We start from the raw sequence: 23,359 nt of genomic DNA, 5'->3' as shown, positions 1-23,359 counted from the left end.
CGTCGGGCTGGTTGAAGATCAGGCAGCCCATCGCTTGATCAACCGAAGATAGATCAGCACGTTGATCAGCAACACCACGGCGCCCAATCCCAACTGAATGCCGGGCGTCAGCCCCGCCGGGTAAATCACCGGCCAAATGTAGTGCTCGATGAATCCTCCGCCATAGCCGGTTTGCCCGGCTTCATGGCGCATGCGGTTTTCCCAGTCGGTCAGCGGGCAGGGCAGGTGGAAGAACTCCACCGCCATACCCCACAGCGCGGCCGGCGGGTGCCACCAGATCAGGTGGCGCCATTTGAGCACCAGCAACCCGCCGAACAACACAAATACGATGAACAGCAAGTGAAACAGCATCAGCCCGTCGGCGGCGATTCGGTACAGCATGTCGGTGCCCCTGAAGGCTGAACGAATCGCTCCATGTTACTCGGGCCGCGGGCCGGTGCTCTATCGATTGTCGCGGCCCAATGTGCTGAGCACACCCTTCAAACGCTCGGTCATCGGTTCACTGCTGCGTTGCATGGGCGCGCGCAGTTCGTCACCGATCAAGCCTTGCAGGGCCAGCGCGGTTTTCACCGGGGCCGGGTTGGGCTCCAGGAACAGGCTGTTGATCAGCGGCAGCAAACGGAAAAACGTGGCGCGGCCCTCGGCCAATTGGTTGTCGCGGATCTGTCGGTGTAGTTGTACGAACAGTTCGGGACGGACATGCGCCGACGCGGCAATCGCACCTTTGGCGCCCAGGCACAGGGCATTGAAGATCTGGTTGTCTTCGCCGCACAGCACGTCGACAAGGCCGCTGTTGAGCAAGGCGAGGGTGTTGGAAAAATTACCGCCGCAATCCTTGATGGCGACGATCCGCTCGTGGGCGACGATGTTGAGCAGGGTCGCCTGTTCGAAGGCCACGCCGGTACGGTATGGGATGTCGTAGAGAATCAGCGGTACGCTGGAGGCATCGGCGACCGTGCGGAAAAACGCTTCGAGGCCGGCCTGAGAAGGGCGGATGTAATACGGTGCCGGCACCAGCAGGCCAGCCACCGGGCGCTTGAGGATCTCGCTCTGGAACTGCAACAACTCGGTCAGGTTGTTACCGGCCAGGCCCATGACCACCTGTTGCGCCGGCGCCAGTTCCAGCACCGCATCAAGCACCGCCAGTTGCTCATGCTTGCCCATCGCGGCCGGTTCGCCGGTGGTGCCGCAAACGATGAGACCGTCGACACCTTTTTCCAGCAGATGGCTGACCAGCCGGCGCAAGCCGACAAAATCGATGGCGCCGTTGTGGAATGGTGTGACCAGTGGAACCCAGATACCTTGAAACGCTGACATGCACTTTCTCCTGATGGTTGACCGATTTCGTCACCGTCAGGGGCATGGAAGGAGAGTAAGCAAGGGGAGGGTGGTCCGTCGCGCTCAATGTCCTGTCAGCTCATCTGACGGGACAGCGCGCCCCGGTCACATGAGCGACTGTTTCTTCGATTTGAGGGCGTGCGCAACGCAACCTTGCGCCTTGGCAATCAAGCCAATGACGGAAGAGTCGAGATTGAAGGTTGCGGACATACTTGCTTACACCCTGAGTGAGGCGTCCAGTTTTAAAAGCCGGCGCGCCGTTTGTCAATCACGAAAATCAGCGTACTCGGCGCGCATTCGGCCATTGTGCTTGGCCTTGTACAGCAGATGATCGACCTGTTCGACAAATTCCAGGGCCGTCGCGTGCATCGACGCCAGGGTGGTGCCGACGCCGAGGCTGATACTCAGCAGCTTCGACACGTTCGAGAATTCATGGGGGATCTGCTGCTGACGAATCAGGTGCAGGCACTTGTGCGCCACCAGCCGCGCTGACTCGGCATCGGTTTCCGGCAGCAGCCAGACAAACTCTTCACCGCCGATCCGCGCAATGAAATCCCGTGGCCGGTTCGCCGCCAGGGACAAGGTTTGCGCAACGCGGCGCAGGCATTCGTCGCCCTTGATGTGGCCGTAATGGTCGTTGTACTGCTTGAAGTAGTCGATATCCAGCACGATCACCGACAACGGCAAGCCGGTGCGCTGGGCATTGTTCCACTCGCGCTCCAGCACGGTGTCGAACATGCGCCGGTTGGCGATGCCGGTCAGGCCGTCCTGGAAGGAATACTCTTCAAGCTGCTTTTGCAGGCGGATCAGGTGCTCTTCGGTTTTCTTGCGCTCGCTGATATCGAACATGAAACCTACCAGCGCCTCGACTTCGCCGTCCTTGCGCACCACATGCACCACATCGCGGATCCAGACGTACTCACCGCTTTCGGTGAGTGCGCGATAGTCGGCCTCGTGATCGATACCGGCGCGCGATTGCGAGACGCAGAAGTCCATCACGTAGTCGCGGTCATCCGGATGCATGCGCTCGACCCAGTCATTGACCGACGCCCAGCTGTGCTGTTTCCAGCCCAGCAGTTCTTCGATCTGTGGCCCGATGTAGCTGAACGTCATGGTTTTCCAGTCGATGCGCCAGGGAATCGCCCGGGTCGATTCAAGCAGGGTTTTATAAACGTCGCTGTCGGTTTCCACTGAACTCATGAAGGGCCTGCCCCGATGAAAATGCAGGGCCATCATGTTGCTAGCACTTTGGCGAATCAAGCGGGCAGCCGATGAATGGCACGCCAAGTATCAGTGAGCAAGATTGTTCAAGCCTTCGGCCGCGACTGCTGGCACAGTCTGGGGTCTATCCCTGTCTGTAGAACGTTATGTCCAACTCAATCATGCCGCGCAGTGCCTTTTTGCGCGGCGCAGCGGCGATCATGCCGTTGTCCCTGGCCACCGCGCCCTGGGGCTTGCTGGCCGGTTCCATGGCCATCGAAGCCAACCTCACGCCCCTGCAAGGCCAGGGCCTGTCGAGCATTGTGTTTGCCGGTGCCGCGCAACTGGTGGCCATCGGCATGCTCAAGGGCGGTGCCGGGATTTTTTCGATCTTGCTGACCACACTGCTGCTGACCTCCCAGCATTTGCTCTACGGGATGAGCATGCGCTCGGTGATTTCGCCATTGCCGGGGCGCTGGCGCGCGGGCCTGGGGTTCTTGCTCACCGATGAGTTGTTCGCCCTGACCAGCCAGCACGACAAACAGCAGTTCAACCGCTGGTTCGCCCTGGGCGTGGGCCTGACGTTCTACATCGCCTGGAACCTGTTCACCCTGGCGGGCATTGTGCTCGGCAGCAGCATTCCCGGTCTTGAACACCTGGGCCTGGATTTCTCCATCGCGGCGACCTTCATCGCCCTGATCACCCCGGTGGTGCGCAATGTGCCGACCGTGGTGTGCGTGGCGGTGTCGCTGTTCTGCTCGGTGCTGTTCAGCTACTGGCAATGGGGCTCGGCGCTGGTGCTGTCGGGGCTGGCGGGCATGACCGCCGGGTTTGTCTGCAATAAATTCTACGGTGGACGCACATGATGGTCTGGGCAGTGATTATCGGAATGGGCGTGTTGGTGTTCCTCAACCGCTATGTTTTTCTGGAACCGCGACTGCCGCTACGCTTGAGCAGCAATGCCCGGCAGTTCCTCGGGTTTGCCGTACCGGGCATGTTGACCGCCATCTGCGGGCCGATTGTGTTCATGCCGGAAAAACAGCTGAATCTGCACTGGGACAATCCCTATCTGATCAGCTCGCTGGTGGCGGTCGGGCTGGTGCTCTACACGCGCAATACGTTGCTCAGCATGCTGTTGAGCATGGGCTTCTTCTTTTTGCTGCGCTGGTGGCTCTGAGCGGGGCAGGGGAACTGATCTAAGCTTAAGTTGATGACCGATCCCTTCAGGAAGAGAGGTGAACATGGCCAATGAACCCAAGCAACCGGACCCGGAAGAAGATGAAGACGAACCCACGGAAGAAGAGATTGAGCAGCAGAAACGTTCGGTACCGGACTGGAAGCATCCTGACGACGGTAAGGAACTGTCAGAGCCTGACCGCAAGTTCTGAGCGGCACGGGAATACAACGAAGCCCCGCCATTGAGCGTAATGCTGCTGTAGGAGCGAGCTTGCTCGCGATGGTCGTTAACGATTGCGCGTGTTTACTGGCTAAACGCGGCGCTCTTGAGTCCATCGCGAGCAAGCTCGCTCCTACAGCTGTTGATCAGTTCATGGGACTTCCTTGATCAGCGTGGCGCCCTGGTTCCTGACGTTGCCAACGGCCCTGTCGACCTTGTACCACTCGAATACATCGCTGGCCTCGCCCTGGGATAACGCCATTTCCTCGGCTCGCTCCTTGGGCGTGGCCGGGTCCAGCCATTCCCGCGCCAGTTCGGGCGAGAACACCACCGGTCGGCGGTCATGCACGTCAAGCATGCCGCCCGCGCTGTCGGCCGTCAGAATGACGAAACCGTCGTGCTCCCTGTGGGGCGCTCCGCCGATGGGGTACTGGCCGATGGCCGCGCAGAAAACCGGGGCGCGGTCCCGTCGCCGGATCAGCCACGGTTGTTTGTTGGCCTCGCCGGTGTCGACCCATTCGAACCAGTTATCAATAGGGCAGATCGCGCGATGGGGCCAGATCGCCCGAAAGTACGGGCCGTGGGCGACTTTCTCGACCCGGGCATTGACCGGCTCCACGCGATCCGTCGCCCAGTGCGGTCGCCAACCCCAACGCACGGCATCGGCGTGCAGCCGCTCATTCTCCAGGTGCAGCAGGGCGAGTTGCGTGGTGGGGGCGGCGTTATAGTGCCCCAGGGGTTCGTTGCCGACGCGATTGATCAGCGCGTCGGGGATGCTCAGCACCGCTACGAAGTCGTGGATTCCACGGTATTGCGACAGTCGTCCGCACATGGCCTGACACTCCGGTTAAGACGCTCCGACCGAAGCTTTGAGTTTAGTTGCTCGTGGCGAAACGGGCCTGGCAAGCACCGGAACCAAACCCTGTGTACCCTATCCAACCTCGGCCCGTCGTCTCGATGCGGGCCGACGACGGATGAGCGGGCGAAGGATCCTTGCCCATTGAAGTATCGACCGTGATGGTCTGGCCCAAGGCAAAAGATGAAACGATTGTTCAAGTGTTTAACGGTGTGCGCCCTGGCAGTGGGTTTGTTCGGCTGTATCGCCGCACCCATCGAAATGACTCCGCGGACCGAGCAGCGTTTGCAGGCGCAACCCCCCATCCGGTTTCTGCTGACCTTCGATGACGGCCCCAGTGCATCGAGTTGGTGGAATCCGACCGTCACTGTATTGGAGAGCCTGGCGCAAAACCCGCTGCAATCGGACATCAAAGCCGTGTTCTTCGTGCAAACCCGCGCTCCGCGAGCCGGCGGCAGCGAATTGGGCCGGGACATCATGCGTCGTGAACATGCCGAAGGTCATATCCTGGGCTTCCACACGGCAACACCCCGGCACACCAATCATCGTTCCCTTGACCCACCCGTGTTGGAGCAGGCCCTCACCGATGGCAGCGCCGACATCGCTGCGATTACCGGCGCTGCGCCAACCCTGTTGCGCCCGCCATTCTGGAACTACGACAAACGCACCTTCGCCGCTTATCAGCGGCATGGCCTGCATGTACTGCTCACCGACTTGAGCGCCAATGACGGCAAGATCTGGGGCTTCAACGCCAGCCCCCGGCGCCGGTCGCACATGCTGCGCTCGATGTCCGAAGTTCGCGAACGCATTGCCCGCGGCGAGTTGCCGGTGGTCGATGGCGTGATTCCGGTGGTGGTGACCTTCCACGACCTCAACCGCTATACCGCCCGGCATACCCGCGAATACCTGCAGATTCTGCTCGACAGCGCCCGGGAGACCGGGGTGAAAACCGCCGACAAGCCGTTTTACGACGATCAGGCTGCGTTACAGCGGGCGGCCATGGCGCGCACCGTGCGTGACGGTTCGCAGCCGGTCGAATTGCCGGGATTCTGGAACTGGATCTGGGGCGGGAACACCCGTTAGAAAACCTGCAGATAGGGCCGCTACGCAGCCCAACGGGGCGGTGCGGCGTTCCGACAAGCCCCGTCCCCACAGGTATTCATTGCCTCAAGTAGCTGGCAGCAGCTCATCAATCATCCGCAAACAATGGTTCAACCCCGGCGATACATCGCCCACCCGTCGGCTGAGAATGATCGGCGAGGTGGCGTTGTCTTCCAGCAGCGGGGTGAAGCCGATGTCGTCGCGGTGCAGCAACTGCACCGAAGCCGGTACCAGCGTGACGCCGATTCCCGCCCCCACCAACCCGATCGCCGTTTGCAGCTCGTTGGTCCATTGCGCGACGTGGATGCTCACGCCGTAGGACTCGAACAGGGCAATCACATGGTCGGCGTAACTCGGCCTTGGATTGCCGGGGTACAGCACAAAGGGTTCCTTGGCCAGTTCCCGCAAACTGATGGGCCCTGCGAGCAACGGATGCCCGGCGGGCAGGGCGGCGACCAGGCGGTCTTCGGTGAGCACGGTCTGGACGATGGCCGGGTCGTCGATACGGATTCGACCGAAACCGATATCGATGCGCCCGGTCTTCAACGCCTGCACCTGTTGCAGGGTGGTCATTTCAGAAAGCCCCAGCTCCAGCTCCAGCGGCTCGCCACTGCGTAACCGGCGGATCAGTTCCGGCAGCACGCCATACAGTGTCGACGGTGCAAAGCCGATACCCAGCCAGGTTTTCTCACCCAACCCGATGCGCCGGGTGTTGTCGCAGACTTTGTTCAGTTGTTCGAGCAGGGCGGTGGAGTGCTCGTGGAAAAACCGCCCGGCGTCGGTCAACTTCAGCGGTCGGCCGCGCTCGAGCAGCATCACCCCCAGTTCGTCCTCCAGTTGCTGGATCTGCCGACTCAAGGGCGGCTGGGCGATGTGCAGCAACTCGGCCGCGCGGGTGAAGTTGAGGGTTTGAGCCAATACCTGGAAGTAACGCAGGTGCCGCAGTTCCATGGGGCCTCCAGTCAATCAGTTGCATACCTTTAAGGTATCAAGTCAGACCAATTCTATATTGGCTTCAGGAAAAAAGCCGTACGAGAATCGATTCCAGAACTTCAAGAACCTGACGGGTATCGAAATGCTTGCAACAGCCATTGAGTCGATCGAGACGATCATCGTCGATCTGCCGACCATCCGCCCGCACAAGCTGGCGATGCACACCATGCAGAACCAGACCCTGGTGATCATCCGCGTGCGTTGCGCCGACGGCATCGAAGGCATCGGCGAATCCACCACCATCGGTGGTCTGGCTTACGGCAATGAAAGCCCGGACAGCATCAAGACCAACATCGACGCGCACTTCGCGCCACTGTTGATCGGCCAGGACAGCAACAACGTCAACGCTGCCATGTTGCGCCTGGAGCGCAGCATTCGCGGCAACACCTTCGCCAAATCCGGTATTGAAACCGCACTGCTCGATGCCTTGGGCAAACGCCTCGGCCTGCCGGTCAGCGAATTGCTTGGCGGCCGTGTTCGCGACGCGCTGCCCGTGGCCTGGACCCTGGCCAGCGGCGACACCGAGAAGGACATCGCCGAAGCGGAAAAAATGCTCGACCTGCGTCGCCACCGTATCTTCAAACTGAAGATTGGCGCCGGGGAGGTCAACCGCGACCTGGCCCACGTCATCGCCATCAAGAAGGCCCTGGGTGACCGCGCCAGCGTGCGGGTCGACGTCAATCAGGCCTGGGACGAAGCGGTGGCGCTGCGGGCCTGCCGGATCCTCGGCACCAACGGCATCGACCTGATCGAACAGCCGATCTCGCGCAACAACCGCGCCGGCATGGCTCGCCTCAACGCCATGAGCCCGGCGCCGATCATGGCCGACGAATCCATCGAATGCGTGGAAGATGCGTTCAACCTGGCCCGCGAAGGCGCGGCTTCGGTGTTCGCCCTGAAAATCGCCAAGAACGGTGGCCCACGTGCCGTATTGCGCACCGCCTCGATCGCTGAAGCGGCCGGTATTGCCCTGTACGGCGGCACTATGCTTGAAGGTGGCCTGGGCACCATGGCCTCGGCCCATGCCTTCGTCACCCTGAACAAGCTGGCGTGGGACACCGAACTGTTCGGCCCGTTGCTGCTGACCGAAGACATTCTCAGCGAACCGCTGGTGTATCGCGATTTTGAACTGCACGTGCCGAAAACGCCGGGCCTGGGCCTGAGCCTGGATGAAGAGCGCCTGGCGTTCTTCCGCCGCGACAAGACATCCACCGCCATTCATCAAGCCTGAGGAGAGCATTATGCTGTTCCACGTAAAAATGACCGTGAATCTGCCGGTCGACATGAATCCCGAAGCGGCAGCCAAACTCAAGGCTGACGAGAAAGCCCTGGCCCAGCGCCTGCAAGAGCAGGGCAAGTGGCGCCACCTGTGGCGCATCGCCGGGCACTACGCCAACTACAGCGTGTTCGATGTCGACAGCGTTCAGGAACTGCATGACCTGCTGATGCAATTACCGCTGTTCCCGTACATGGCCATCGAAATCGACGCGATGTGCCGGCATCCTTCTTCCATCCGTGACGATGACCGCTGAGCCCAGCCTGTTCAGCGCGCTACGCTAATAATTACAAGATGAGGAACCCTTCAAAATGAACGTCAAGATTTCCCACACTGCCGAAGTCCAGAAATTTCTCGAAGAGGCCAGCGGCCTGCTCAACGACGCCGGCAACCCACGGACCAAAGCGCTGGTGTACCGCATCCTGCGTGATTCGGTGAACATCATCGAAGACCTGGCCGTGACCCCGGAAGAGTTCTGGAAAGCCGTCAACTACCTCAACGTGCTGGGCGCTCGCCAGGAAGCCGGGCTGGTGGTGGCCGGTCTCGGTCTGGAGCACTACCTCGACCTGCTGATGGACGCCGAAGACGAGCAGGCCGGCAAGTCCGGTGGCACCCCGCGCACCATCGAAGGCCCGCTGTACGTGGCGGGTGCGCCGCTGTCGCAAGGCGAAGCGCGTCTGGACGACGGCGTCGATCCGGGTGTGACCCTGTTCATGCAAGGCCGCGTGTTCAACACCGCTGGCGAACCCCTGGCCGGTGCCGTGGTGGATGTCTGGCACGCCAACACCGGTGGCACCTACTCGTACTTCGACACCACGCAATCGGAATTCAACCTGCGTCGCCGCATCGTGACCGACGCCGAAGGCCGCTATCGTTTCCGCAGCATCGTGCCGTCGGGCTATGGCTGCCCACCGGACGGTCCGACCCAGCAACTGCTCGATCAACTGGGTCGTCATGGCCAGCGTCCGGCGCACGTGCACTTCTTCATTTCCGCGCCGGATCATCGCCACCTGACCACCCAGATCAACCTCGACGGCGATCAATACCTGCACGACGATTTCGCCTACGCCACCCGTGACGAACTGATCGCCAAAATCACCTTCAGCGACGATCAGCAGCGTGCGGCGGCCCATGGTGTGAGCGGTCGCTTTGCCGAAATCGACTTCGATTTCACCCTGCAGTCCTCGGCCCAGCCTGAAGAACAGCAGCGCCACGAGCGGGTTCGCGCACTGGAAGACTGATAGCACGACCCTGTGGGATCACCACTCTGTGGGAGCGAGCTTGCTCGCGATAGCGGTTTTACATTCAACATCCATGTTGACTGGCACTCCGTCATCGCGAGCAAGCTCGCTCCCACAAGGGTTTCGACTAACTGTCTGGAAAATTTCAAGGGACTGATGCAGTGTTCTAGAATGCCCCGACGCAACCTATAACAACAACGAGAGTGACCCGATGATGCAAGCTCAACTGTTGAGTCAGCGCAGCAGAGTATTCGACCATGCCGACCCCTATGCGGTGTCGGGCTACGTCAATCAGCACGTCGGTAACCACTGCATTCTCATGCCCCGTGCCGGCAGCCCGCTGGCCAGTCTCGACCATCGCAAGTTCGCCAGCCTCGACCTGTGCCGCATCAGCTACGGTGCCAGTGTGCGGGTGACGTCCGGTGCGCTGGACAGCATCTATCACCTGCAAGTGCTGCTGCGCGGCAATTGCCTGTGGCGTGGCCACGGCCAGGAACATTACTTCGCTCCCGGCGAATTGCTGCTGATCAATCCTGACGATCCGGTGGACCTGACGTACTCCGCCGATTGCGAAAAATTCATCCTCAAAGTCCCGACCCGCTTGTTTGAATCGGTCTGCGATGAGCAGCGCTGGCGCTATCCGGGGCAGGGCGTGCGGTTTCTGGAAAACCGTTATCAGCTCGATGAACTGGAAGGCTTCGTCAACCTGTTGGCGATGATCTGCCAGGAGGCCGAATCCACCGAGCAGATCCCCAGGGTCCAGGAGCATTACACGCAGATCATCGTCAGCAAGATGCTCAGCTTGATGAAAACCAACGTCAGCCGCCTCGAACTGGGCTCGCAGACGGCCACGTTCGAGGCGATTGCCGACTACATCGCCAATAACCTCAAACAGGACATCGACAGCGAAGAGCTGGCGCGCCAGGCCCACATGAGCCTGCGCTCGTTGTACGGATTGTTCGAGCGAAATGCCGGCCTCACGCCGAAAAACTATCTACGCCAGAAACGCCTGGAACGCATCAACGCCTGCCTCAGCGATCCGACCTGCAACGTGCGCAACGTCACCGAAGTGGCAATGGATTACGGCTTCCTGCACCTGGGCCGGTTCTCCGACAGCTACCGCAAGCAGTTCGGCGAATTGCCGTCCGATACCCTCAAGCGCCGGCATTGAGGCGCCAGCAATGGCGGCCTTGTAGTCGACCAGTCGCTCGCGGATGTACCCGATCTACTGTAGGAGCGAGCCTGCTCGCGATGGAGGTCAACGATGACGCGGGGAACCTGACACCCCGCAGTGCTCTCAGGTTTTTCGCGAGCAAGCTCGCTCCTACAAAAAACACACTGCACAAAACGGATAAAGGTCTGCACCCCGCGGATATTCCAGCCTGACCCCCCGTCCTAGCATGACCCCTGCCTGAACAATAACAATGGAGGCGGCGGCCATGACCCTGCGACCCGAATATTTGCATTCCCTGCTTGAAGACGATCCCGAGCAAGGCCTCTATCGCTGCAAGCGCGAGATGTTCACCGACCCCCGGTTGTTCGATCTGGAGATGGAACACATCTTCGAAGGCAACTGGCTGTATCTGGCCCACGAAAGCCAGATCCCCAACATCAACGATTTCTACACCACTACCATGGGGCGCCAGTCGATCTTCATCGCGCGCAACAAGGACGGTGTGCTCAACGCCTTTATCAACGCCTGCAGCCATCGCGGCGCGACCCTGTGCCGACACAAGTCCGGCAACAAGAGCTCCTACACCTGCCCGTTCCACGGCTGGACTTTCAACAACTCCGGCAAGCTGCTCAAGGTCAAGGACCCGGCCAACGCCGGATACCCGTCGAGTTTCAACTGCGAAGGCTCCCACGACCTGACCAAGGTTGCGCGGTTCGAGTCCTATCGTGGCTTCCTGTTCGGCAGCCTGAAAGCCGATGTGCTGCCACTGGTCGAACACCTGGGCGAGTCGGCGAAGATCATCGACATGATCGTCGACCAGTCCGCCGATGGCCTGGAGGTGCTGCGTGGCTCCTCCAGCTACATCTACGAAGGCAACTGGAAACTCACCGCCGAGAACGGCGCCGATGGCTACCACGTCAGCTCCGTGCACTGGAACTACGCGGCCACCCAGAACCAGCGCAAGCAGCGCGAAGCCGGCGACACCAACCCGACCATGAGCGCCGGCAGCTGGGCCAAGCAGGGCGGCGGTTTCTATTCCTTCGACAAGGGCCACATGCTGCTCTGGACCCGTTGGGCCAACCCCGAGGACCGTCCACTGTACGAGCGCCGCGATGAGCTGGCGCAAGACTTCGGCAAGGCCCGCGCCGACTGGATGATCGAGAACTCGCGCAACCTGTGCCTGTACCCGAACGTGTACCTGATGGACCAGTTCAGCTCGCAGATTCGCATTGCCCGGCCGATCTCGGTCAACCGCACGGAAATCACCATCTACTGCATCGCCCCCAAAGGCGAGAGCGACCACGCCCGTTCGAGCCGGATTCGCCAGTACGAGGATTTCTTCAACGTCAGCGGCATGGCAACGCCCGACGATCTGGAAGAGTTCCGCTCCTGTCAGACCAGCTACCAGGGCAGCGTCACCACCTGGAACGACATGTCCCGTGGCGCCGAGCACTGGATTGAAGGTGCTGACGAGGCTGCAAAAGAAATCGACCTGCATCCGCTGCTCAGCGGCGTGCGCACCGAGGACGAAGGCCTGTTCGTGCTGCAACACAAGTACTGGCAGCAGACCATGCTCAAGGCATTGGCTGCCGAACAGTCGAAGCTGATCGCCGTGGAGGACGTGCAATGACCATTTCTTACGATGCCGTGCGCGACTTCCTCTACCGCGAGGCGCGCTACCTCGACGACCGCCAGTGGGACGAGTGGCTGGAGCTGTACGCCCCCGACGCGACATTCTGGATGCCGTCCTGGGACGACAACGACGAATTGACCGAAGACCCGCAGCGGGAAATCTCGCTGATCTGGTACGGCAACCGCACGGGCCTTGAAGACCGCGTCTTCCGCATCAAGACCGAGCGCTCCAGCGCCAGCGTGCCGGACACCCGCACCTCCCACAACATCAGCAACATCGAGCTGCTCGAACAGGCCGACGGACTGTGCAAGGTGCGCTTCAACTGGCACACCCTGAGTTTTCGCTACAAGACCGTCGACAGCTATTTCGGCAGCAGTTTCTACACCCTCGACGTGCGCGGTGAAAACCTGCTGATCCTGGCCAAGAAAGTGATTCTGAAGAACGATTACGTTCGCCAGGTCATCGATGTCTACCACTTGTGAGACTGCCGTCATGACCCATTCCATTGCGTTCAATTTTGAAGACGGCGTCACCCGGTTCATCGACGCCAACGTCGGCGAAACCGTGGCCGATGCCGCGTACCGCCAGGGCATCAACATCCCGCTGGACTGCCGCGACGGTGCTTGCGGTACCTGCAAGTGTTTTGCCGAAGCCGGCACCTACGATCTGGGCGAGGAGTACATCGAAGACGCCCTCAGCCCTGAAGAGGCCGAGCAGGGTTTTGTCCTGACCTGCCAGATGCGTGCCCAGAGCGATTGCGTGGTGCGGGTGCCGACGTCCTCCGAGGTTTGCCGCACCCGTCAGGCTAGTTACGACGCGACCATCAGTGCCGTGCGCCAACTGTCCGACAGCACTATCGCGCTGTCGATCAAGGGCGAATCCCTGAGCAAACTGGCGTTCCTGCCGGGGCAATACGTGAACCTGGGGATTCCCGGCAGCGAGCAGACCCGTGCCTATTCGTTCAGCTCGTTGCAGCGCGACGGTGAGGTCAGTTTCCTGATCCGCAACGTGCCGGGTGGCCTGATGAGCAGCTTCCTCACCGGCATGGCCAAGGCCGGCGACTGCATGAGCCTGGCCGGTCCCTTGGGCAGCTTCTACCTGCGCGACATCCGTCGGCCGTTGTTGCTGCTGGCCGGTGGCACCGGGCTGGCGCCGTTCACCGCGATGCTGGAGAAGATCGCCGAGCAGGGCAGCGATCACCCGCTGCATCTGATCTACGGCGTGACCCACGATTTCGACCTGGTGGAACTCGACCGCCTCGAAGCCTTTGCCGCGCGCATCCCCAACTTCACCTTCAGCGCCTGCGTCGCCAGCCCCGAGAGCCAACACCCGCTCAAGGGCTATGTGACCCAGCACATCGAGCCCAGGCATTTGAACGATGGCGACGTCGACGTCTACCTGTGCGGCCCGCCGCCGATGGTCGAAGCCGTCAGCCGGTACATTGGCGAGCAAGGCATCAAACCGGCGAATTTCTACTACGAAAAATTTGCTGCCAGCGCGGCGTGAGTCGCAGGCGATTTCCCTTGCTTGGTAAATACCCCCTGTGGGAGCGAGCTTGCTCGCGATAGCGGTCTGGCAGTCACCAGATATGTCGACTGGAAGGACCTCTTCGCGAGCAAGCTCGCTCCCACAGTTGAACGGCAACCTTCTTCATGAGGTACACATGAACAGATTTCACGAAAAAGTCGCCCTGATCACCGGCGCTGCCCAAGGTATCGGGCGGCGGGTGGCCGAGCGTATGGCCGCCGAAGGGGCGAAGCTGATCCTGGTGGATCGCTCCGACCTGGTGTTCGAAGTCCAGCAACAGTTGGCGCCAACCACCCAGGTACTGGCCCTGACCGCCGACCTTGAGCAATACGAGGAATGCAGTCGGGTGATGCAAACCGCCGTCGAGCGCTTCAGTCGCCTCGATGTGCTGGTCAATAACGTCGGCGGGACGATCTGGGCCAAGCCGTTCGAGCACTATGAAGCGTCACAGATCGAGGCCGAGGTTCGCCGTTCGCTGTTCCCGACCTTGTGGTGTTGCCATGCCGCGCTGCCGTTCATGTTGCAGCAGGGCAGCGGTGCGATCGTCAACGTTTCCTCCATCGCCACCCGCAGCCTCAACCGCGTGCCCTACGGTGCGGCAAAGGGTGGGGTCAATGCCTTGACCGCTTGTCTGGCGTTCGAAACCGCCGGTCGCGGCGTGCGAGTCAACGCCACGGCGCCTGGCGGCACCGAAGCACCGCCGCGACGCATACCCCGCAATGGTGCCGAGCAGAGTGAGCAGGAAAAACTCTGGTACCAGCAGATCGTCGACCAGACCCTCGACAGCAGTTTGATGAAACGCTACGGCACCCTGGATGAGCAGGCGGGGGCTATTCTGTTTCTGGCCAGCGACGACGCGTCCTATATCACCGGCATGGTCATGCCCGTGGGCGGAGGCGATCAGGGCTGAGGCGAACGACAGACAACCCCATCGGCAAACGGAGTCATGGTGATGAGTGATAAACCCACGATCGTGCTGGTCCATGGTTTTTGGGGCGGCGCTGCCCACTGGAACAAGGTCATTGTTAAATTGGTCAGCCGTGGTGACACGCACATTCGTGCCGTCGAGTTGCCGCTGACTTCGCTGGCCGATGATGCCGAGCGTACGCGCAAGATGGTCGCCCAGGTGCCCGGTCCGGTGCTGCTGGTGGGGCATTCCTATGGCGGCGCAGTGATCACCGAAGCGGGTGATTTGCCGAATGTGGTGGGCCTGGTGTACATCGCCGCATTCGCACCGGACGCCGGTGAAAGCCCCGGTGGCATCACGCAAAGGCATCTGCCAGCGGCGGCGGCCAACCTGGCTCCCGACAGCGACGGATACCTGTGGGTCAAGCCTGAGCTCTACCACGAAAGCTTCTGTCAGGACCTGCCGGCGACCGAAGGGTTGGTCATGGGTATCACCCAGAAAGCGCCGCTGGCGAGTACCTTCGGTGACACCATTGGCACGGTGGCCTGGAAGAAAAAGCCATCGTGGTATCAGATTTCGACCGCAGACCGGATGATCGCGCCACAGAACCAGCAATGGATGGCCGCGCGACTCAACGCCCGGGAGATCCTGACCTTGAATGCCAGCCACGCGTCATTGGCGTCGATGCCCGCCGAAGTGGCGGCTTTGATCGACAGGGCTGCGACGGCGTTGGCCAAAGGCTAGGGCCTACAAGCGGCGTACAAAGGTGCTGGCAATACTGCGCATGGTGTCGCTGATGTTCAGGTTGTGTAGCGCATCAAGCGGGTGCCAGATGCAATCGGTGATTTCGTTCAGCGGCCGCAATTGCTCCAGATTCAGCACCGACACCTCGAATACGTGGTGTCGGGTGCCGCCCGATTCCAGTTCCAGCACGTATATCAACTCGTCGACCCGCAGGCCGGTTTCCTCCAGAAGCTCGCGAACGGCGGCATCGGCTGCGCTTTCACCCTGTTCAAGCTTGCCGCCGGGCAGCGTCCAGCGTCCTCCTCGCTTGCGTACCAGCAGTACATGCCTTTCCTGCTCGAAGATGATCGTTGCGCGTACTTTCATTGATTACCTAATGGCCGGTTGAGATGGTGCAGGCATTGAAATGCAGCATTCGGGCCAGGGCCGATTGAGCACTTTACGAGTAATTCGAGGGGGCAATGCGAGGAAAAGTGCAATCGATTTCGGGAATTTCCATGGCGACGTCTGGTCGGTATTTTGGACAAGGGTGGGTGTAAGGTAGGCAAGTCAACCTGAGATCACTGCCCGAGAGGAGGTGACTATGAGCGTTCCGATGTTGAACAAGATGCACATGAATGGTTATGACGTACTCAGCGTGAACAACGGCCCCTGGCGGGTATGTACCCAGGGTGACCGACTTGGCTCGTTTGCCAGTCGGGAAGAAGCGCTGGCATTTGCCGCATCGCTGCCCGGCTACAGGGCACGTGCTGCCAGGCCAGCGGGAAAATGAAGCCCCCCTGTAGGAGCGAGCTTGCTCGCGATGGTCGCTAACGATAACGCGTGTTTCCTGGCTAAACCCGCCGCGCTTGAGTCCATCGCGAGCAAGCTCGCTCCTACAGCCTGCAAAATCCTTAAGGGCGCTAGTAGCCGCCGCCTCCGCTGGGGCGGGAGGGTTCCCGGGCCTTTTGCTGCGTGTGGCTCCACTCCGCGCAGGTCATGAAGCTCTTGTGGTCGACCATGCCGCGGCCATCGAAACTGACGTTGTACGGCTGCTGATGGTCGGCATGAGTCAGTTTGTAGTCAAAGCACGTACCGGGTTCGACGCTACGATCGCTGACCGCCAGTGGCTGGCCGCCGATTTGCCGGACTTGCTCCTGGGTCATGCCGGTGTCGACTTTCGCGACCAGCGGCTGATCCTTGTAGATCGAGTTGGTACTGCAGCCTGCCAACGCGGTCAGTACGACGACCAGCGTGAATAGAGGTCTGTTCATGGCAGCGCTCCCGCTATTGAGCCTTGTTGCGGCTAATGACCTTGGCCTTCACTTCCTCGGCGTAGCCGGACAGTTTTTCTTCATCGCCCTGAAATAAAGAACACAGTCTTTGAACGGCTTGCGCGTCGACTTCGCTCCCGAGCAGGCGCAATTGCTGCTCGATGCGCAACAGCTCGACGGCCGACCAGCGCAAATCTGACGCAAGCCCTTGCAGATCGCGCCGAAGTTCCTGTTCCGATTTGTTAAGCCACATGATGACCTCCTGAACTTTGCACACCAAAATTTTAGACCTGTTTACCGCGCCGTATGTTGTGTTCGTCTGAGTCAGCGAGGTCTCCTTTGGTCGGGAAAACTACAGTGAACGAAAAAATAAGCTGTCCTACTCAAGTGCCGATTGTTCCTGCGGGGGCGACGTAAAATGACCACAATCGATGATTTCAGGGCCATGGCCCAGGAATTGATCGCTGACCTGGAGGCGGCGACCAACGAGACGATGCAATTGATATCGGCCCATCAACTCAGCGAGCCGCAATGGGAGCAAGTCACACAACGCCAGCATGACGCCTGCGAAAGATGGATGGATTATCTGAATTCAAGGAACTAACCGGGGCAAGCGATATCAATGACAGTCGCTGAATCGTTGGGGATGGCTGTAGGGACGACGGCGAGCTACATTTTCTTATTTCAAATTAAAGGAAACAGCATGCGGATGTTGATGGGGGGAGTCGTGTTGGCATTGCTGGGCGGGTGCTCGTTGCCGGCTTCGTTGGTACCGGGTGAGCCGAACGTCAGCAAGCACAGCGAGAAGACGCCAAAAGAGTATGCGGCGTGCGTGTTGCCTGCCTGGCAAAAGGAAGTATCGAATACGACCCAGGTTTCGATATCCAACGGATTCCGCATCACCGCGCCCAGCGTGATCACGGCCGACGAAGTGCTGGATATCGTGAAGTACAAGGAAGGCAGCCGGGTTTCGCTGTATCAGGGGCCACCTTGGGCCAAGTCCGGCGACCTGCGCAAAATCGTGCGCGACTGTTTGTAAGCGCGGGAGGCTGAAAATCGGTCAGCGACCGATGTTCGCCTGAATCCAGAAAAAAACCGGATGCCTGGCGCGCATCCGGTTTTTTTTTGTGTGGATCAGTCTGAAAGGTTGGTCGTCGGAATGATTTGCTCACTGGCCTGGGCGGCACTTTTGCGTTCCCGGCGCTCGTTCATCCAGCTTTCCACTTTGACGCCGAACTCTGGCGGGGCCTTGCGCCCGAATTTCCTGGCGATGTCGAGGATGGTTTGTTGCGCGAGGGCCTCTTCCATGCGTTTTTGCGCAACCATCATCGCGCCATTGATCGCGCACAGACCCTCCAGTGCCCATTCAGGCGGGGCACCGTCAAACACGGCGCAACGACCACGGATCTCCCGACAATCGAAAATCGACTTGCGGCCGTCGATGGCATTGACGATATCCAGCAAGGTGATTTCGTCAGCGGGCCGGGCCAGCTTGAAGCCACCGCGCACGCCTTCGGTGGCGACCACCAGTCTGGCCTTGGCCAGCTTGGTGAAGATTTTCGCCAGATAGTCCTGAGGGACGCCTTGCAGATCGGCAAGGTCGCGCACGCTCGCTTCGCGCGAGTCGCCGCCATTACCCACCAGAAAAAGCAGGCAGTGGATGCCGTATTCGACACCCGCGCTGTAAAGAGACATGCAAATCTCCGACTGAATTAGTCGCAAATTCTAACAGCCGAGAGCAAGAAAGGCAACGAATCCCTTCTCGTTGGATCTTTTTTCATGACAGCAAAACACTCCTGTGATGCGCTGAATACAGGGGGCTCAGGTCATGGGTCACGTTTTTCGGTGGCAGCCCTCGATAAAAACCTGTTGCGGGATTTAACTAGGATCAATACAGTCGTAGTTACTCGGTCGCAGTGGCAGACGCTTATCTGGGTACAAGCCCGCGTCGGTCCTTAAACCGCTCAACGATTTTCAACACTTGGTCATTCCCCCCCAGGAGTCAAAAAATGAAACAGCACATTCTGGTGATCGGCGCAGGTTTCGGTGGCATGTGGACCGCATTGAGTGCAACGCGCCTGTTCGACATTTACGGTCACAACGATGTTGAAGTGACCGTGCTGGCGCCTCAGGCCGAACTCCGCGTGCGTCCGCGCTTCTACGAACCGAATGCCCATCAACTGGCCGCGCCGATTGGCGATCTGTTCGATGCTGTAGGGGTCAGGTTCATCAAGGGCGCGGCGCAGACCATCAACGTCGAGCAAAAGCAGGTCGGCTATGTCGATGCCGCAGGGACCCGACAAGTCTGCAGCTACGACAAACTCGTTCTGGCTACCGGCAGTCGCCTGGCTTCGTCGAGCACTCCGGGCGTGGCCGAACATGCCTTCGATGTCGATCAGATCGAGCAGGCCGTTCGCCTGGAAAACCACCTCAAGGCGCTGGCCAGCCAGCCCGAAAGCAAGGCGCGCAACACGGTGGTGGTGGCCGGTGGCGGTTTCACCGGGATCGAAACGGCGACTGAAATGCCGACTCGCCTGCGGGCCATCTTCGGCGACCGTGCCGACATCAATGTGATCATCGTGGACCGCGGCGATAAAGTGGGCGGCTCGATGGGTGAGCAAATCGCCGAATCGATAGTCGAGGCCAGCGTGGCGACCGGCGTGAAATGGCACTTGAAAGCTTCGGTTGTGTCGGTCGATGCCGACGGCGTCACCCTGTCCGACGGGGCGCGCATCGATGCAAAAACCGTGGTCTGGACCACCGGCGTTCGCGCCAGCTCCCTGACCGAGCAGATTCCCGCCGAACGTGATCACCTGGGCCGTCTGCATGTCGACGTGCACCTGAAAGTCATTGGCCAGAACGACATCTTCGCTACCGGCGACGTCGCCTATGCGGCCAGTGACGAGATCGGTAACTACGCCTTGATGACCTGTCAGCATGCTATTTCGCTGGGCCGCCATGCTGGCAACAATGTCGCCGCGCAGCTTCTCGGTGTCGACCCGACGCCGTACAGCCAGCCGAAATACGTGACCTGCCTCGATCTGGGCGCTTGGGGCGCGGTGTACACCGAGGGTTGGGATCGTCAGGTCAAGTTGGTCAAGCACGAAGCCAAGGCATTGAAGACTCAGATCAACACCCAGTGGATCTACCCACCGGCGGCTGATCGCGCCTCGGCGCTGGCTTCGGCGGATCCGATGATTCCCGTGGCCTGATTGATTCGAACGTCACGTCTGAATAAAAACATCCCGCTCGGGTTCGCCTGAGCGGGATTTTTTACGCGTTGATTGCTTGTGTGAAATTTACCGTGTATTTTTTCATGAAATTAAAAATACAAAATTTCACGAGGCCGTATGTTTCAGCAATCCACCCGGCATGTCGCCAGTTACTACGCCCATACCTGCGCCGATCGTCTGGTCGATCGAGCTGCACTGGAAGGTGAACAAGACACCGAAGTGCTGATCATCGGGGCCGGGTTCAGTGGATTGCACACGGCTTTGCGTCTGGCGCTGGCCGGCAAGCGCGTGACTTTGCTCGAAGCCAGTCGGGTGGCCTGGGCCGCGTCCGGGCGTAATGGCGGCCAGGCGATTCTCGGCTGGTCGTGCGACATGCCACCGCTGGAAGCGGCGCTGGGTTACGAACGGGCGCGGCGCCTGTGGGACGGCATGCGCTGGGCCGCGCGGGAGCTGCGTGACTTGCCCGGCCGCCATGAGTTCGATTGCGACTACCGCGCCGGTCATCTCTGGACCTCGGTGATGCCCCGTCGGGTAGGCCTGCTGACCGAATGGCAACACGAGGCCAGCCACAAGTGGGGCCACGACAAACTGCAATTTATCGAGCGCAGCGATTTGCCGCAGTGGGTTGCCAGCGAGCGTTATCAGGCCGGCCTGTTCGATCCCGAGGGCGGGCATTTGAATCCGCTGAAACTGGCCCTGGGCCTTGCGGATGCGATCGAGCGGGCCGGTGGCCGCATCCACGAGCAAAGCAAGGCGCTGAGCTATGGCGAGGAGGGCGACGGATTTGTGGTGACCACCGAGCGCGGTCGTATTCGCGCCGATGTGCTGGTGCTGGCGTGCAACGCTTACCTCGATCGACTCGACCCGCAACTGGCCAGTTGCGTGTTGCCGGTCGGGACGTATCAGGTCGCGACCGCGCCGCTGACGAAGGAGTTAGCCACCGCGCTGTTGCCGAGCAATGTGTGCGTGACCGACAACCAGTTCGTGCTCGATTATTTCCGCCGCACCCCGGATAACCGCCTGCTGTTCGGCGGCGGTTGCACTTACCTGGGCGGCATGCCCAAGGACATCGCTGCCGCGACCCGGCCGTTCCTGGAGCGCGTGTTCCCGCAACTCACCGGCGTCGACCTGGAGTTTGCCTGGGGCGGCCACATCGACCTGACCCTCAAGCGCACACCGGATATCGGCCGCCGTGGCGATCTGTACTGGATGCAGGGGTATTCCGGGCATGGCGTGCTGCCGACACTGGCTGCGGCGAGGGCGGTGTCCGATGCGGTACTCGGTCAGCCCGACGAGCTGTCCCTGTACCAGGGCCTGAACAACGGCAGTTTTCCCGGCGGCAAATACCTGGCCGCGCCGCTGGAAGCCATCGGCAAGGCCTGGTATCGACTGCGCGACAGCATTTGAAGCGACACTTTCTGGAAGCCTCTAGATGGACATGCAAGAAGAAATCTCGGCGCTGGCGATCCTGATCCAGGACCTGCGCAAACACAAGAAGTACACCCTGAAGGAACTGGCGGACAAAATTGGCCGCTCCGTGGGTTTTCTGTCCCAGGTCGAGCGCGGCCTGTCGCGCCCGACGGTGGCGGACCTGACCGCCATCAGCGAAACCCTGGGGGTGCCGACCACCTATTTCTACAGCCTGCCCAAACCCATGGCCTTGTCCTGGGTTACCCGCCCGGACGAGCGCCGCACGCTGTACTACGCCGACGGCATCACCGACATCCTCGTTTCGCCGAAAATGCGCGCGTCGTTCTCGATGCTCGAAAGCCAGCTCGAACCCGGTGCCAGCAGCGGTGACCGGCACATGAAGGACAGCTCCGAGCAGGGCGGTTATGTCCTGGAAGGGGAACTGACCCTGTGGCTCGACGACAACGAACCGGTGACCCTGCATCCCGGCGACAGCTTTCAACTGGCCAGCCATGCGCACTGCCGCTACGGCAACCTGTCCGACCAACTGACCCGCGTGCTTTGGGTTTACACCTGATAACAACAAGGAACAAAACGATGGATGCTGTGTGCTCTGAACTGCTGGCCGAGGTTCGCAACTTCCGCCACTGCAACCCCGAAGTGCGCTACGTCGACCTGATCTCCCTGGACATTCCGGGGCATTTCTACGGCAAGCGCTACCCGATCGAGATGCTGGAAAAAGTCGCTGCCGGCAGTGCATTGAAGCTGCCGCAGAACTGCGTGCTGCTCGGCACCCAGGGTGGGCTGTTCAAGATCGGCGATTACTGCTTCAACGATGGTGACCCGGACGCGCTGCGCCGTTTGGTGCCCGGCACGCTGAAGCTGGTGAGCTGGGAAAAGCAGCCCTTGGGCCAGATGCTGATCACCTCCGACGGCACCGAAAAACCCATCGAATTCGAACCCCGTGAAGTGCTGGCGCGGGTGCTGGACCGTCTGCACCGCAAAGGCATTTTCCCGGTGGTGGCCTTCGAGCTGGAGTTTTACCTGTTCGACAGCCGCTTGAAGGACGGCTTGCCGCAATTTCCCCGTGATGAGTTGACCGGCGATGCCGACGATCAGCCGAACATGCACATCGAGCGCTTGTCGCGCTTCGCCCCGGTGCTCGATGAAATGGTCGAGACCGCTCGAGCCCAGGGCGTCGATGCCACGGTGATCACCGCCGAACTCGGCCCGGGCCAGTTCGAAATCAACTTCGGCCATTGCGATGACGGCCTGCGCGCCGCCGACTGGGCGGCCCTGTTCTGCCGCAGCACCCGGGGCGTGGCGCTCAAGCACAACTACCGCGCCAGCTTCATGGCCAAACCTTACTTGCAACACCCCGGCAGCGGCATGCACGTGCATGTCAGCCTGTATGACCAGGCCGGCAACAACCTGCTGGCGGCGAACGGCCAGCGGGCGCTGCGCCATGCGGTGGCCGGTTGCCTGGATGTGTTGCCGCACTGCATGCCGATTTTTGCCCCGAACCACAATGCCATGCGCCGCCTTAGCGGCACGGTGAACGTCGCGTCCCGTGCCAGTTGGGGCTTCGAGGATCGTGATGCCTGCTTGCGGATTCCGGAGTCGGACATCAAGAACCTGCGCATTGAACATCGTCTGGCCGGCGCCGATGCCAACCCTTATCTGGCGTTGGCGGCGATTCTGGTGGGGTTGGAGCAAGGCCTGGAAGGGGAGCGCGAGCCGATTGCACCGCTCAACGAAGACCGCGGCAGTGGCATCGATTTTCCATTGGAAATGCTCGAAGCGGTGCAGTCCATGCAAAATCATGCAGTGCTGCGCGAAGGCTTGGGGGCGGAGTTCGTGGACGTCTACTGCGAAAACAAGCGTCAGGATCATCTGGCATTTTTGCATGACATCAGCGCGCGGGAGTATCGCTGGTTCCTGTAGTCGCCCTTAGAAAATATGTGGATATTTAATGGGTTAGAGCGTTTAGTAACTGGATAGTGAATAAAAATATCTTGTTACAGGCCGAAATATTCCGTAATATCCGCGCCGCGTTCACCACCACGGTTTATGCATT

29 protein-coding genes are annotated in these 23,359 nt (G+C 60.4%); 20 read left to right on the top strand and 9 right to left on the bottom strand.

All coding sequences use genetic code 11. From position 1 onward, the window contains the following. Positions 1 to 18: 18 nt before the first annotated feature. The 3 genes from PSJE_RS26520 to PSJE_RS26510 form a co-directional block, all read right to left on the bottom strand. Positions 19 to 381, bottom strand: coding sequence for a DUF2784 domain-containing protein (locus PSJE_RS26520; RefSeq protein WP_090454727.1), 363 nt, complete (start codon positions 379 to 381; stop codon positions 19 to 21). 60 nt (positions 382 to 441) lie between these two features. After that, positions 442 to 1,317 (bottom strand): 4-hydroxy-tetrahydrodipicolinate synthase, encoded by an 876-nt coding sequence (gene dapA, locus PSJE_RS26515; RefSeq protein WP_090454729.1) that lies wholly within the window; start codon positions 1,315 to 1,317, stop codon positions 442 to 444. Between the two features lie 285 nt (positions 1,318 to 1,602). Then, positions 1,603 to 2,538, bottom strand: a complete 936-nt coding sequence (locus tag PSJE_RS26510) for a sensor domain-containing diguanylate cyclase (RefSeq protein WP_090457832.1) — start codon at positions 2,536 to 2,538, stop codon at positions 1,603 to 1,605. Between the two features lie 167 nt (positions 2,539 to 2,705). Between PSJE_RS26510 and PSJE_RS26505 the strand changes: the two genes are divergently transcribed. The 3 genes from PSJE_RS26505 to PSJE_RS31395 all read left to right on the top strand — a co-directional run bounded on the left by PSJE_RS26505 (position 2,706) and on the right by PSJE_RS31395 (position 3,926). Then, positions 2,706 to 3,404, top strand: coding sequence for an AzlC family ABC transporter permease (locus tag PSJE_RS26505; protein WP_090454730.1), 699 nt, complete (start codon positions 2,706 to 2,708; stop codon positions 3,402 to 3,404). Continuing rightward, positions 3,404 to 3,715: an AzlD domain-containing protein gene (locus PSJE_RS26500; protein WP_167362889.1), complete on the top strand. Its 312-nt coding sequence runs from the start codon at positions 3,404 to 3,406 to the stop codon at positions 3,713 to 3,715. Before PSJE_RS26505 ends, PSJE_RS26500 begins: the two co-directional genes overlap by 1 nt. A gap of 64 nt (positions 3,716 to 3,779) precedes the next feature. Further along, on the top strand, positions 3,780 to 3,926 hold the full coding sequence (locus PSJE_RS31395) for a hypothetical protein (protein ID WP_167362858.1): 147 nt from the start codon (positions 3,780 to 3,782) through the stop codon (positions 3,924 to 3,926). Positions 3,927 to 4,085: 159 nt separating this feature from the next. On the opposite strand, the gene PSJE_RS26495 is transcribed toward PSJE_RS31395, so the two are convergent. Further along, a complete protein-coding gene (locus PSJE_RS26495) occupies positions 4,086 to 4,766 on the bottom strand; it encodes an SOS response-associated peptidase family protein (protein ID WP_090454732.1) in 681 nt (226 codons plus the stop codon). A gap of 207 nt (positions 4,767 to 4,973) precedes the next feature. On the opposite strand from PSJE_RS26495, the gene PSJE_RS26490 reads away from it, so the two are divergent. After that, on the top strand, positions 4,974 to 5,873 hold the full coding sequence (locus PSJE_RS26490) for a polysaccharide deacetylase family protein (RefSeq protein WP_057715475.1): 900 nt from the start codon (positions 4,974 to 4,976) through the stop codon (positions 5,871 to 5,873). Positions 5,874 to 5,957: 84 nt separating this feature from the next. Here the strand turns inward: PSJE_RS26490 and PSJE_RS26485 are convergent, their stop codons facing one another. Further along, the gene (locus tag PSJE_RS26485; RefSeq protein WP_090454734.1) at positions 5,958 to 6,842 is read right to left on the bottom strand and encodes a LysR family transcriptional regulator; all 885 of its coding nucleotides are present in this window, start codon (positions 6,840 to 6,842) and stop codon (positions 5,958 to 5,960) included. Between the two features lie 124 nt (positions 6,843 to 6,966). On the opposite strand from PSJE_RS26485, the gene PSJE_RS26480 reads away from it, so the two are divergent. From PSJE_RS26480 to PSJE_RS26440, 9 genes are all read left to right on the top strand, one after another. Next, positions 6,967 to 8,115 (top strand): muconate cycloisomerase family protein, encoded by a 1,149-nt coding sequence (locus tag PSJE_RS26480; protein WP_167362859.1) that lies wholly within the window; start codon positions 6,967 to 6,969, stop codon positions 8,113 to 8,115. A gap of 10 nt (positions 8,116 to 8,125) precedes the next feature. Then, on the top strand, positions 8,126 to 8,416 hold the full coding sequence (gene catC / locus PSJE_RS26475; RefSeq protein WP_008053771.1) for a muconolactone Delta-isomerase: 291 nt from the start codon (positions 8,126 to 8,128) through the stop codon (positions 8,414 to 8,416). Positions 8,417 to 8,471: 55 nt separating this feature from the next. Then, complete coding sequence (gene catA, locus PSJE_RS26470; RefSeq protein WP_057715471.1) at positions 8,472 to 9,401, top strand: catechol 1,2-dioxygenase; 930 nt, start codon at positions 8,472 to 8,474, stop codon at positions 9,399 to 9,401. Between the two features lie 211 nt (positions 9,402 to 9,612). Beyond that, a complete protein-coding gene (locus tag PSJE_RS26465; protein WP_057715470.1) occupies positions 9,613 to 10,572 on the top strand; it encodes an AraC family transcriptional regulator in 960 nt (319 codons plus the stop codon). A gap of 268 nt (positions 10,573 to 10,840) precedes the next feature. After that, a complete protein-coding gene (benA, locus tag PSJE_RS26460) occupies positions 10,841 to 12,205 on the top strand; it encodes a benzoate 1,2-dioxygenase large subunit (protein ID WP_057715469.1) in 1,365 nt (454 codons plus the stop codon). Continuing rightward, the gene (benB, locus tag PSJE_RS26455) at positions 12,202 to 12,690 is read left to right on the top strand and encodes a benzoate 1,2-dioxygenase small subunit (protein WP_090454737.1); all 489 of its coding nucleotides are present in this window, start codon (positions 12,202 to 12,204) and stop codon (positions 12,688 to 12,690) included. The genes benA and benB overlap by 4 nt, the downstream gene beginning before the upstream one ends. Positions 12,691 to 12,700: 10 nt before the next feature. Further along, complete coding sequence (gene benC, locus PSJE_RS26450; RefSeq protein WP_057715467.1) at positions 12,701 to 13,714, top strand: benzoate 1,2-dioxygenase electron transfer component BenC; 1,014 nt, start codon at positions 12,701 to 12,703, stop codon at positions 13,712 to 13,714. 157 nt (positions 13,715 to 13,871) lie between these two features. Then, positions 13,872 to 14,645 carry a 1,6-dihydroxycyclohexa-2,4-diene-1-carboxylate dehydrogenase gene (locus tag PSJE_RS26445; RefSeq protein ID WP_090454739.1) on the top strand — a complete coding sequence of 258 codons (774 nt, stop codon included), beginning with the start codon at positions 13,872 to 13,874 and terminating at the stop codon, positions 14,643 to 14,645. Between the two features lie 42 nt (positions 14,646 to 14,687). Further along, positions 14,688 to 15,386 carry an alpha/beta hydrolase gene (locus PSJE_RS26440; RefSeq protein WP_090454741.1) on the top strand — a complete coding sequence of 233 codons (699 nt, stop codon included), beginning with the start codon at positions 14,688 to 14,690 and terminating at the stop codon, positions 15,384 to 15,386. 3 nt (positions 15,387 to 15,389) lie between these two features. Here the strand turns inward: PSJE_RS26440 and PSJE_RS26435 are convergent, their stop codons facing one another. Continuing rightward, on the bottom strand, positions 15,390 to 15,752 hold the full coding sequence (locus tag PSJE_RS26435) for an NUDIX hydrolase (protein ID WP_057715464.1): 363 nt from the start codon (positions 15,750 to 15,752) through the stop codon (positions 15,390 to 15,392). A gap of 217 nt (positions 15,753 to 15,969) precedes the next feature. Here PSJE_RS26435 and PSJE_RS26430 point away from each other — a divergent pair, with 217 nt between their 5' ends. Then, positions 15,970 to 16,158, top strand: a complete 189-nt coding sequence (locus PSJE_RS26430) for an SPOR domain-containing protein (RefSeq protein WP_057715463.1) — start codon at positions 15,970 to 15,972, stop codon at positions 16,156 to 16,158. A gap of 130 nt (positions 16,159 to 16,288) precedes the next feature. Here the strand turns inward: PSJE_RS26430 and osmE are convergent, their stop codons facing one another. Both osmE and PSJE_RS26415 read right to left on the bottom strand, forming a co-directional pair. Then, positions 16,289 to 16,639: an osmotically-inducible lipoprotein OsmE gene (gene osmE / locus PSJE_RS26420; RefSeq protein WP_057715462.1), complete on the bottom strand. Its 351-nt coding sequence runs from the start codon at positions 16,637 to 16,639 to the stop codon at positions 16,289 to 16,291. A 13-nt stretch (positions 16,640 to 16,652) separates the two neighbouring features. After that, positions 16,653 to 16,892 (bottom strand): hypothetical protein, encoded by a 240-nt coding sequence (locus PSJE_RS26415; protein WP_057715461.1) that lies wholly within the window; start codon positions 16,890 to 16,892, stop codon positions 16,653 to 16,655. 165 nt (positions 16,893 to 17,057) lie between these two features. Between PSJE_RS26415 and PSJE_RS26410 the strand changes: the two genes are divergently transcribed. After that, complete coding sequence (locus PSJE_RS26410; protein ID WP_090454743.1) at positions 17,058 to 17,243, top strand: hypothetical protein; 186 nt, start codon at positions 17,058 to 17,060, stop codon at positions 17,241 to 17,243. A gap of 99 nt (positions 17,244 to 17,342) precedes the next feature. Then, a complete protein-coding gene (locus PSJE_RS26405) occupies positions 17,343 to 17,678 on the top strand; it encodes a hypothetical protein (protein ID WP_057715459.1) in 336 nt (111 codons plus the stop codon). Positions 17,679 to 17,773: 95 nt separating this feature from the next. Here the strand turns inward: PSJE_RS26405 and PSJE_RS26400 are convergent, their stop codons facing one another. After that, positions 17,774 to 18,334, bottom strand: coding sequence for an RrF2 family transcriptional regulator (locus PSJE_RS26400; protein WP_090454745.1), 561 nt, complete (start codon positions 18,332 to 18,334; stop codon positions 17,774 to 17,776). 314 nt (positions 18,335 to 18,648) lie between these two features. Between PSJE_RS26400 and PSJE_RS26395 the strand changes: the two genes are divergently transcribed. From PSJE_RS26395 to PSJE_RS26380, 4 genes are all read left to right on the top strand, one after another. Next, the gene (locus PSJE_RS26395) at positions 18,649 to 19,851 is read left to right on the top strand and encodes an NAD(P)/FAD-dependent oxidoreductase (RefSeq protein ID WP_090454747.1); all 1,203 of its coding nucleotides are present in this window, start codon (positions 18,649 to 18,651) and stop codon (positions 19,849 to 19,851) included. Between the two features lie 138 nt (positions 19,852 to 19,989). After that, on the top strand, positions 19,990 to 21,279 hold the full coding sequence (locus tag PSJE_RS26390; RefSeq protein ID WP_090454749.1) for an NAD(P)/FAD-dependent oxidoreductase: 1,290 nt from the start codon (positions 19,990 to 19,992) through the stop codon (positions 21,277 to 21,279). Positions 21,280 to 21,304: 25 nt separating this feature from the next. Next, positions 21,305 to 21,859, top strand: coding sequence for a helix-turn-helix domain-containing protein (locus tag PSJE_RS26385; protein ID WP_008000492.1), 555 nt, complete (start codon positions 21,305 to 21,307; stop codon positions 21,857 to 21,859). Positions 21,860 to 21,879: 20 nt separating this feature from the next. After that, entirely contained in the window at positions 21,880 to 23,226 is a 1,347-nt protein-coding gene (locus tag PSJE_RS26380) for a glutamine synthetase family protein (RefSeq protein ID WP_090454751.1), read from the top strand. Positions 23,227 to 23,359 lie beyond the last annotated feature (133 nt).

Origin of the sequence: Pseudomonas jessenii (assembly GCF_002236115.1) — a bacterium.
Lineage (GTDB): Bacteria > Pseudomonadota > Gammaproteobacteria > Pseudomonadales > Pseudomonadaceae > Aquipseudomonas > Aquipseudomonas jessenii.
Note: the sequence above shows the minus strand (reverse complement) of the source record. Positions and strands in the feature narration are given on the sequence as shown.

What these genes read in the sequence shown, in the direction of transcription:
- PSJE_RS26400 (WP_090454745.1), bottom strand. Translation starts at nt 18,334, where the DNA reads ATGTCTCTTTACAGCGCGGGTGTCGAATACGGCATCCACTGCCTGCTT.
- catA (WP_057715471.1), top strand. Translation starts at nt 8,472, where the DNA reads ATGAACGTCAAGATTTCCCACACTGCCGAAGTCCAGAAATTTCTCGAA.
- PSJE_RS26500 (WP_167362889.1), top strand. Translation starts at nt 3,404, where the DNA reads ATGGTCTGGGCAGTGATTATCGGAATGGGCGTGTTGGTGTTCCTCAAC.
- benB (WP_090454737.1), top strand. Translation starts at nt 12,202, where the DNA reads ATGACCATTTCTTACGATGCCGTGCGCGACTTCCTCTACCGCGAGGCG.
- osmE (WP_057715462.1), bottom strand. Translation starts at nt 16,639, where the DNA reads ATGAACAGACCTCTATTCACGCTGGTCGTCGTACTGACCGCGTTGGCA.
- PSJE_RS26440 (WP_090454741.1), top strand. Translation starts at nt 14,688, where the DNA reads ATGAGTGATAAACCCACGATCGTGCTGGTCCATGGTTTTTGGGGCGGC.
- benC (WP_057715467.1), top strand. Translation starts at nt 12,701, where the DNA reads ATGACCCATTCCATTGCGTTCAATTTTGAAGACGGCGTCACCCGGTTC.
- PSJE_RS26390 (WP_090454749.1), top strand. Translation starts at nt 19,990, where the DNA reads ATGTTTCAGCAATCCACCCGGCATGTCGCCAGTTACTACGCCCATACC.
- PSJE_RS26445 (WP_090454739.1), top strand. Translation starts at nt 13,872, where the DNA reads ATGAACAGATTTCACGAAAAAGTCGCCCTGATCACCGGCGCTGCCCAA.
- PSJE_RS26430 (WP_057715463.1), top strand. Translation starts at nt 15,970, where the DNA reads ATGAGCGTTCCGATGTTGAACAAGATGCACATGAATGGTTATGACGTA.
- PSJE_RS26510 (WP_090457832.1), bottom strand. Translation starts at nt 2,538, where the DNA reads ATGAGTTCAGTGGAAACCGACAGCGACGTTTATAAAACCCTGCTTGAA.
- PSJE_RS26405 (WP_057715459.1), top strand. Translation starts at nt 17,343, where the DNA reads ATGCGGATGTTGATGGGGGGAGTCGTGTTGGCATTGCTGGGCGGGTGC.
- PSJE_RS26520 (WP_090454727.1), bottom strand. Translation starts at nt 381, where the DNA reads ATGCTGTACCGAATCGCCGCCGACGGGCTGATGCTGTTTCACTTGCTG.
- PSJE_RS26480 (WP_167362859.1), top strand. Translation starts at nt 6,967, where the DNA reads ATGCTTGCAACAGCCATTGAGTCGATCGAGACGATCATCGTCGATCTG.
- PSJE_RS26495 (WP_090454732.1), bottom strand. Translation starts at nt 4,766, where the DNA reads ATGTGCGGACGACTGTCGCAATACCGTGGAATCCACGACTTCGTAGCG.
- PSJE_RS26490 (WP_057715475.1), top strand. Translation starts at nt 4,974, where the DNA reads ATGAAACGATTGTTCAAGTGTTTAACGGTGTGCGCCCTGGCAGTGGGT.
- PSJE_RS26415 (WP_057715461.1), bottom strand. Translation starts at nt 16,892, where the DNA reads ATGTGGCTTAACAAATCGGAACAGGAACTTCGGCGCGATCTGCAAGGG.
- dapA (WP_090454729.1), bottom strand. Translation starts at nt 1,317, where the DNA reads ATGTCAGCGTTTCAAGGTATCTGGGTTCCACTGGTCACACCATTCCAC.
- benA (WP_057715469.1), top strand. Translation starts at nt 10,841, where the DNA reads ATGACCCTGCGACCCGAATATTTGCATTCCCTGCTTGAAGACGATCCC.
- PSJE_RS26485 (WP_090454734.1), bottom strand. Translation starts at nt 6,842, where the DNA reads ATGGAACTGCGGCACCTGCGTTACTTCCAGGTATTGGCTCAAACCCTC.
- PSJE_RS26410 (WP_090454743.1), top strand. Translation starts at nt 17,058, where the DNA reads ATGACCACAATCGATGATTTCAGGGCCATGGCCCAGGAATTGATCGCT.
- PSJE_RS26380 (WP_090454751.1), top strand. Translation starts at nt 21,880, where the DNA reads ATGGATGCTGTGTGCTCTGAACTGCTGGCCGAGGTTCGCAACTTCCGC.
- PSJE_RS26385 (WP_008000492.1), top strand. Translation starts at nt 21,305, where the DNA reads ATGGACATGCAAGAAGAAATCTCGGCGCTGGCGATCCTGATCCAGGAC.
- PSJE_RS31395 (WP_167362858.1), top strand. Translation starts at nt 3,780, where the DNA reads ATGGCCAATGAACCCAAGCAACCGGACCCGGAAGAAGATGAAGACGAA.
- PSJE_RS26395 (WP_090454747.1), top strand. Translation starts at nt 18,649, where the DNA reads ATGAAACAGCACATTCTGGTGATCGGCGCAGGTTTCGGTGGCATGTGG.
- PSJE_RS26435 (WP_057715464.1), bottom strand. Translation starts at nt 15,752, where the DNA reads ATGAAAGTACGCGCAACGATCATCTTCGAGCAGGAAAGGCATGTACTG.
- catC (WP_008053771.1), top strand. Translation starts at nt 8,126, where the DNA reads ATGCTGTTCCACGTAAAAATGACCGTGAATCTGCCGGTCGACATGAAT.
- PSJE_RS26505 (WP_090454730.1), top strand. Translation starts at nt 2,706, where the DNA reads ATGTCCAACTCAATCATGCCGCGCAGTGCCTTTTTGCGCGGCGCAGCG.
- PSJE_RS26465 (WP_057715470.1), top strand. Translation starts at nt 9,613, where the DNA reads ATGATGCAAGCTCAACTGTTGAGTCAGCGCAGCAGAGTATTCGACCAT.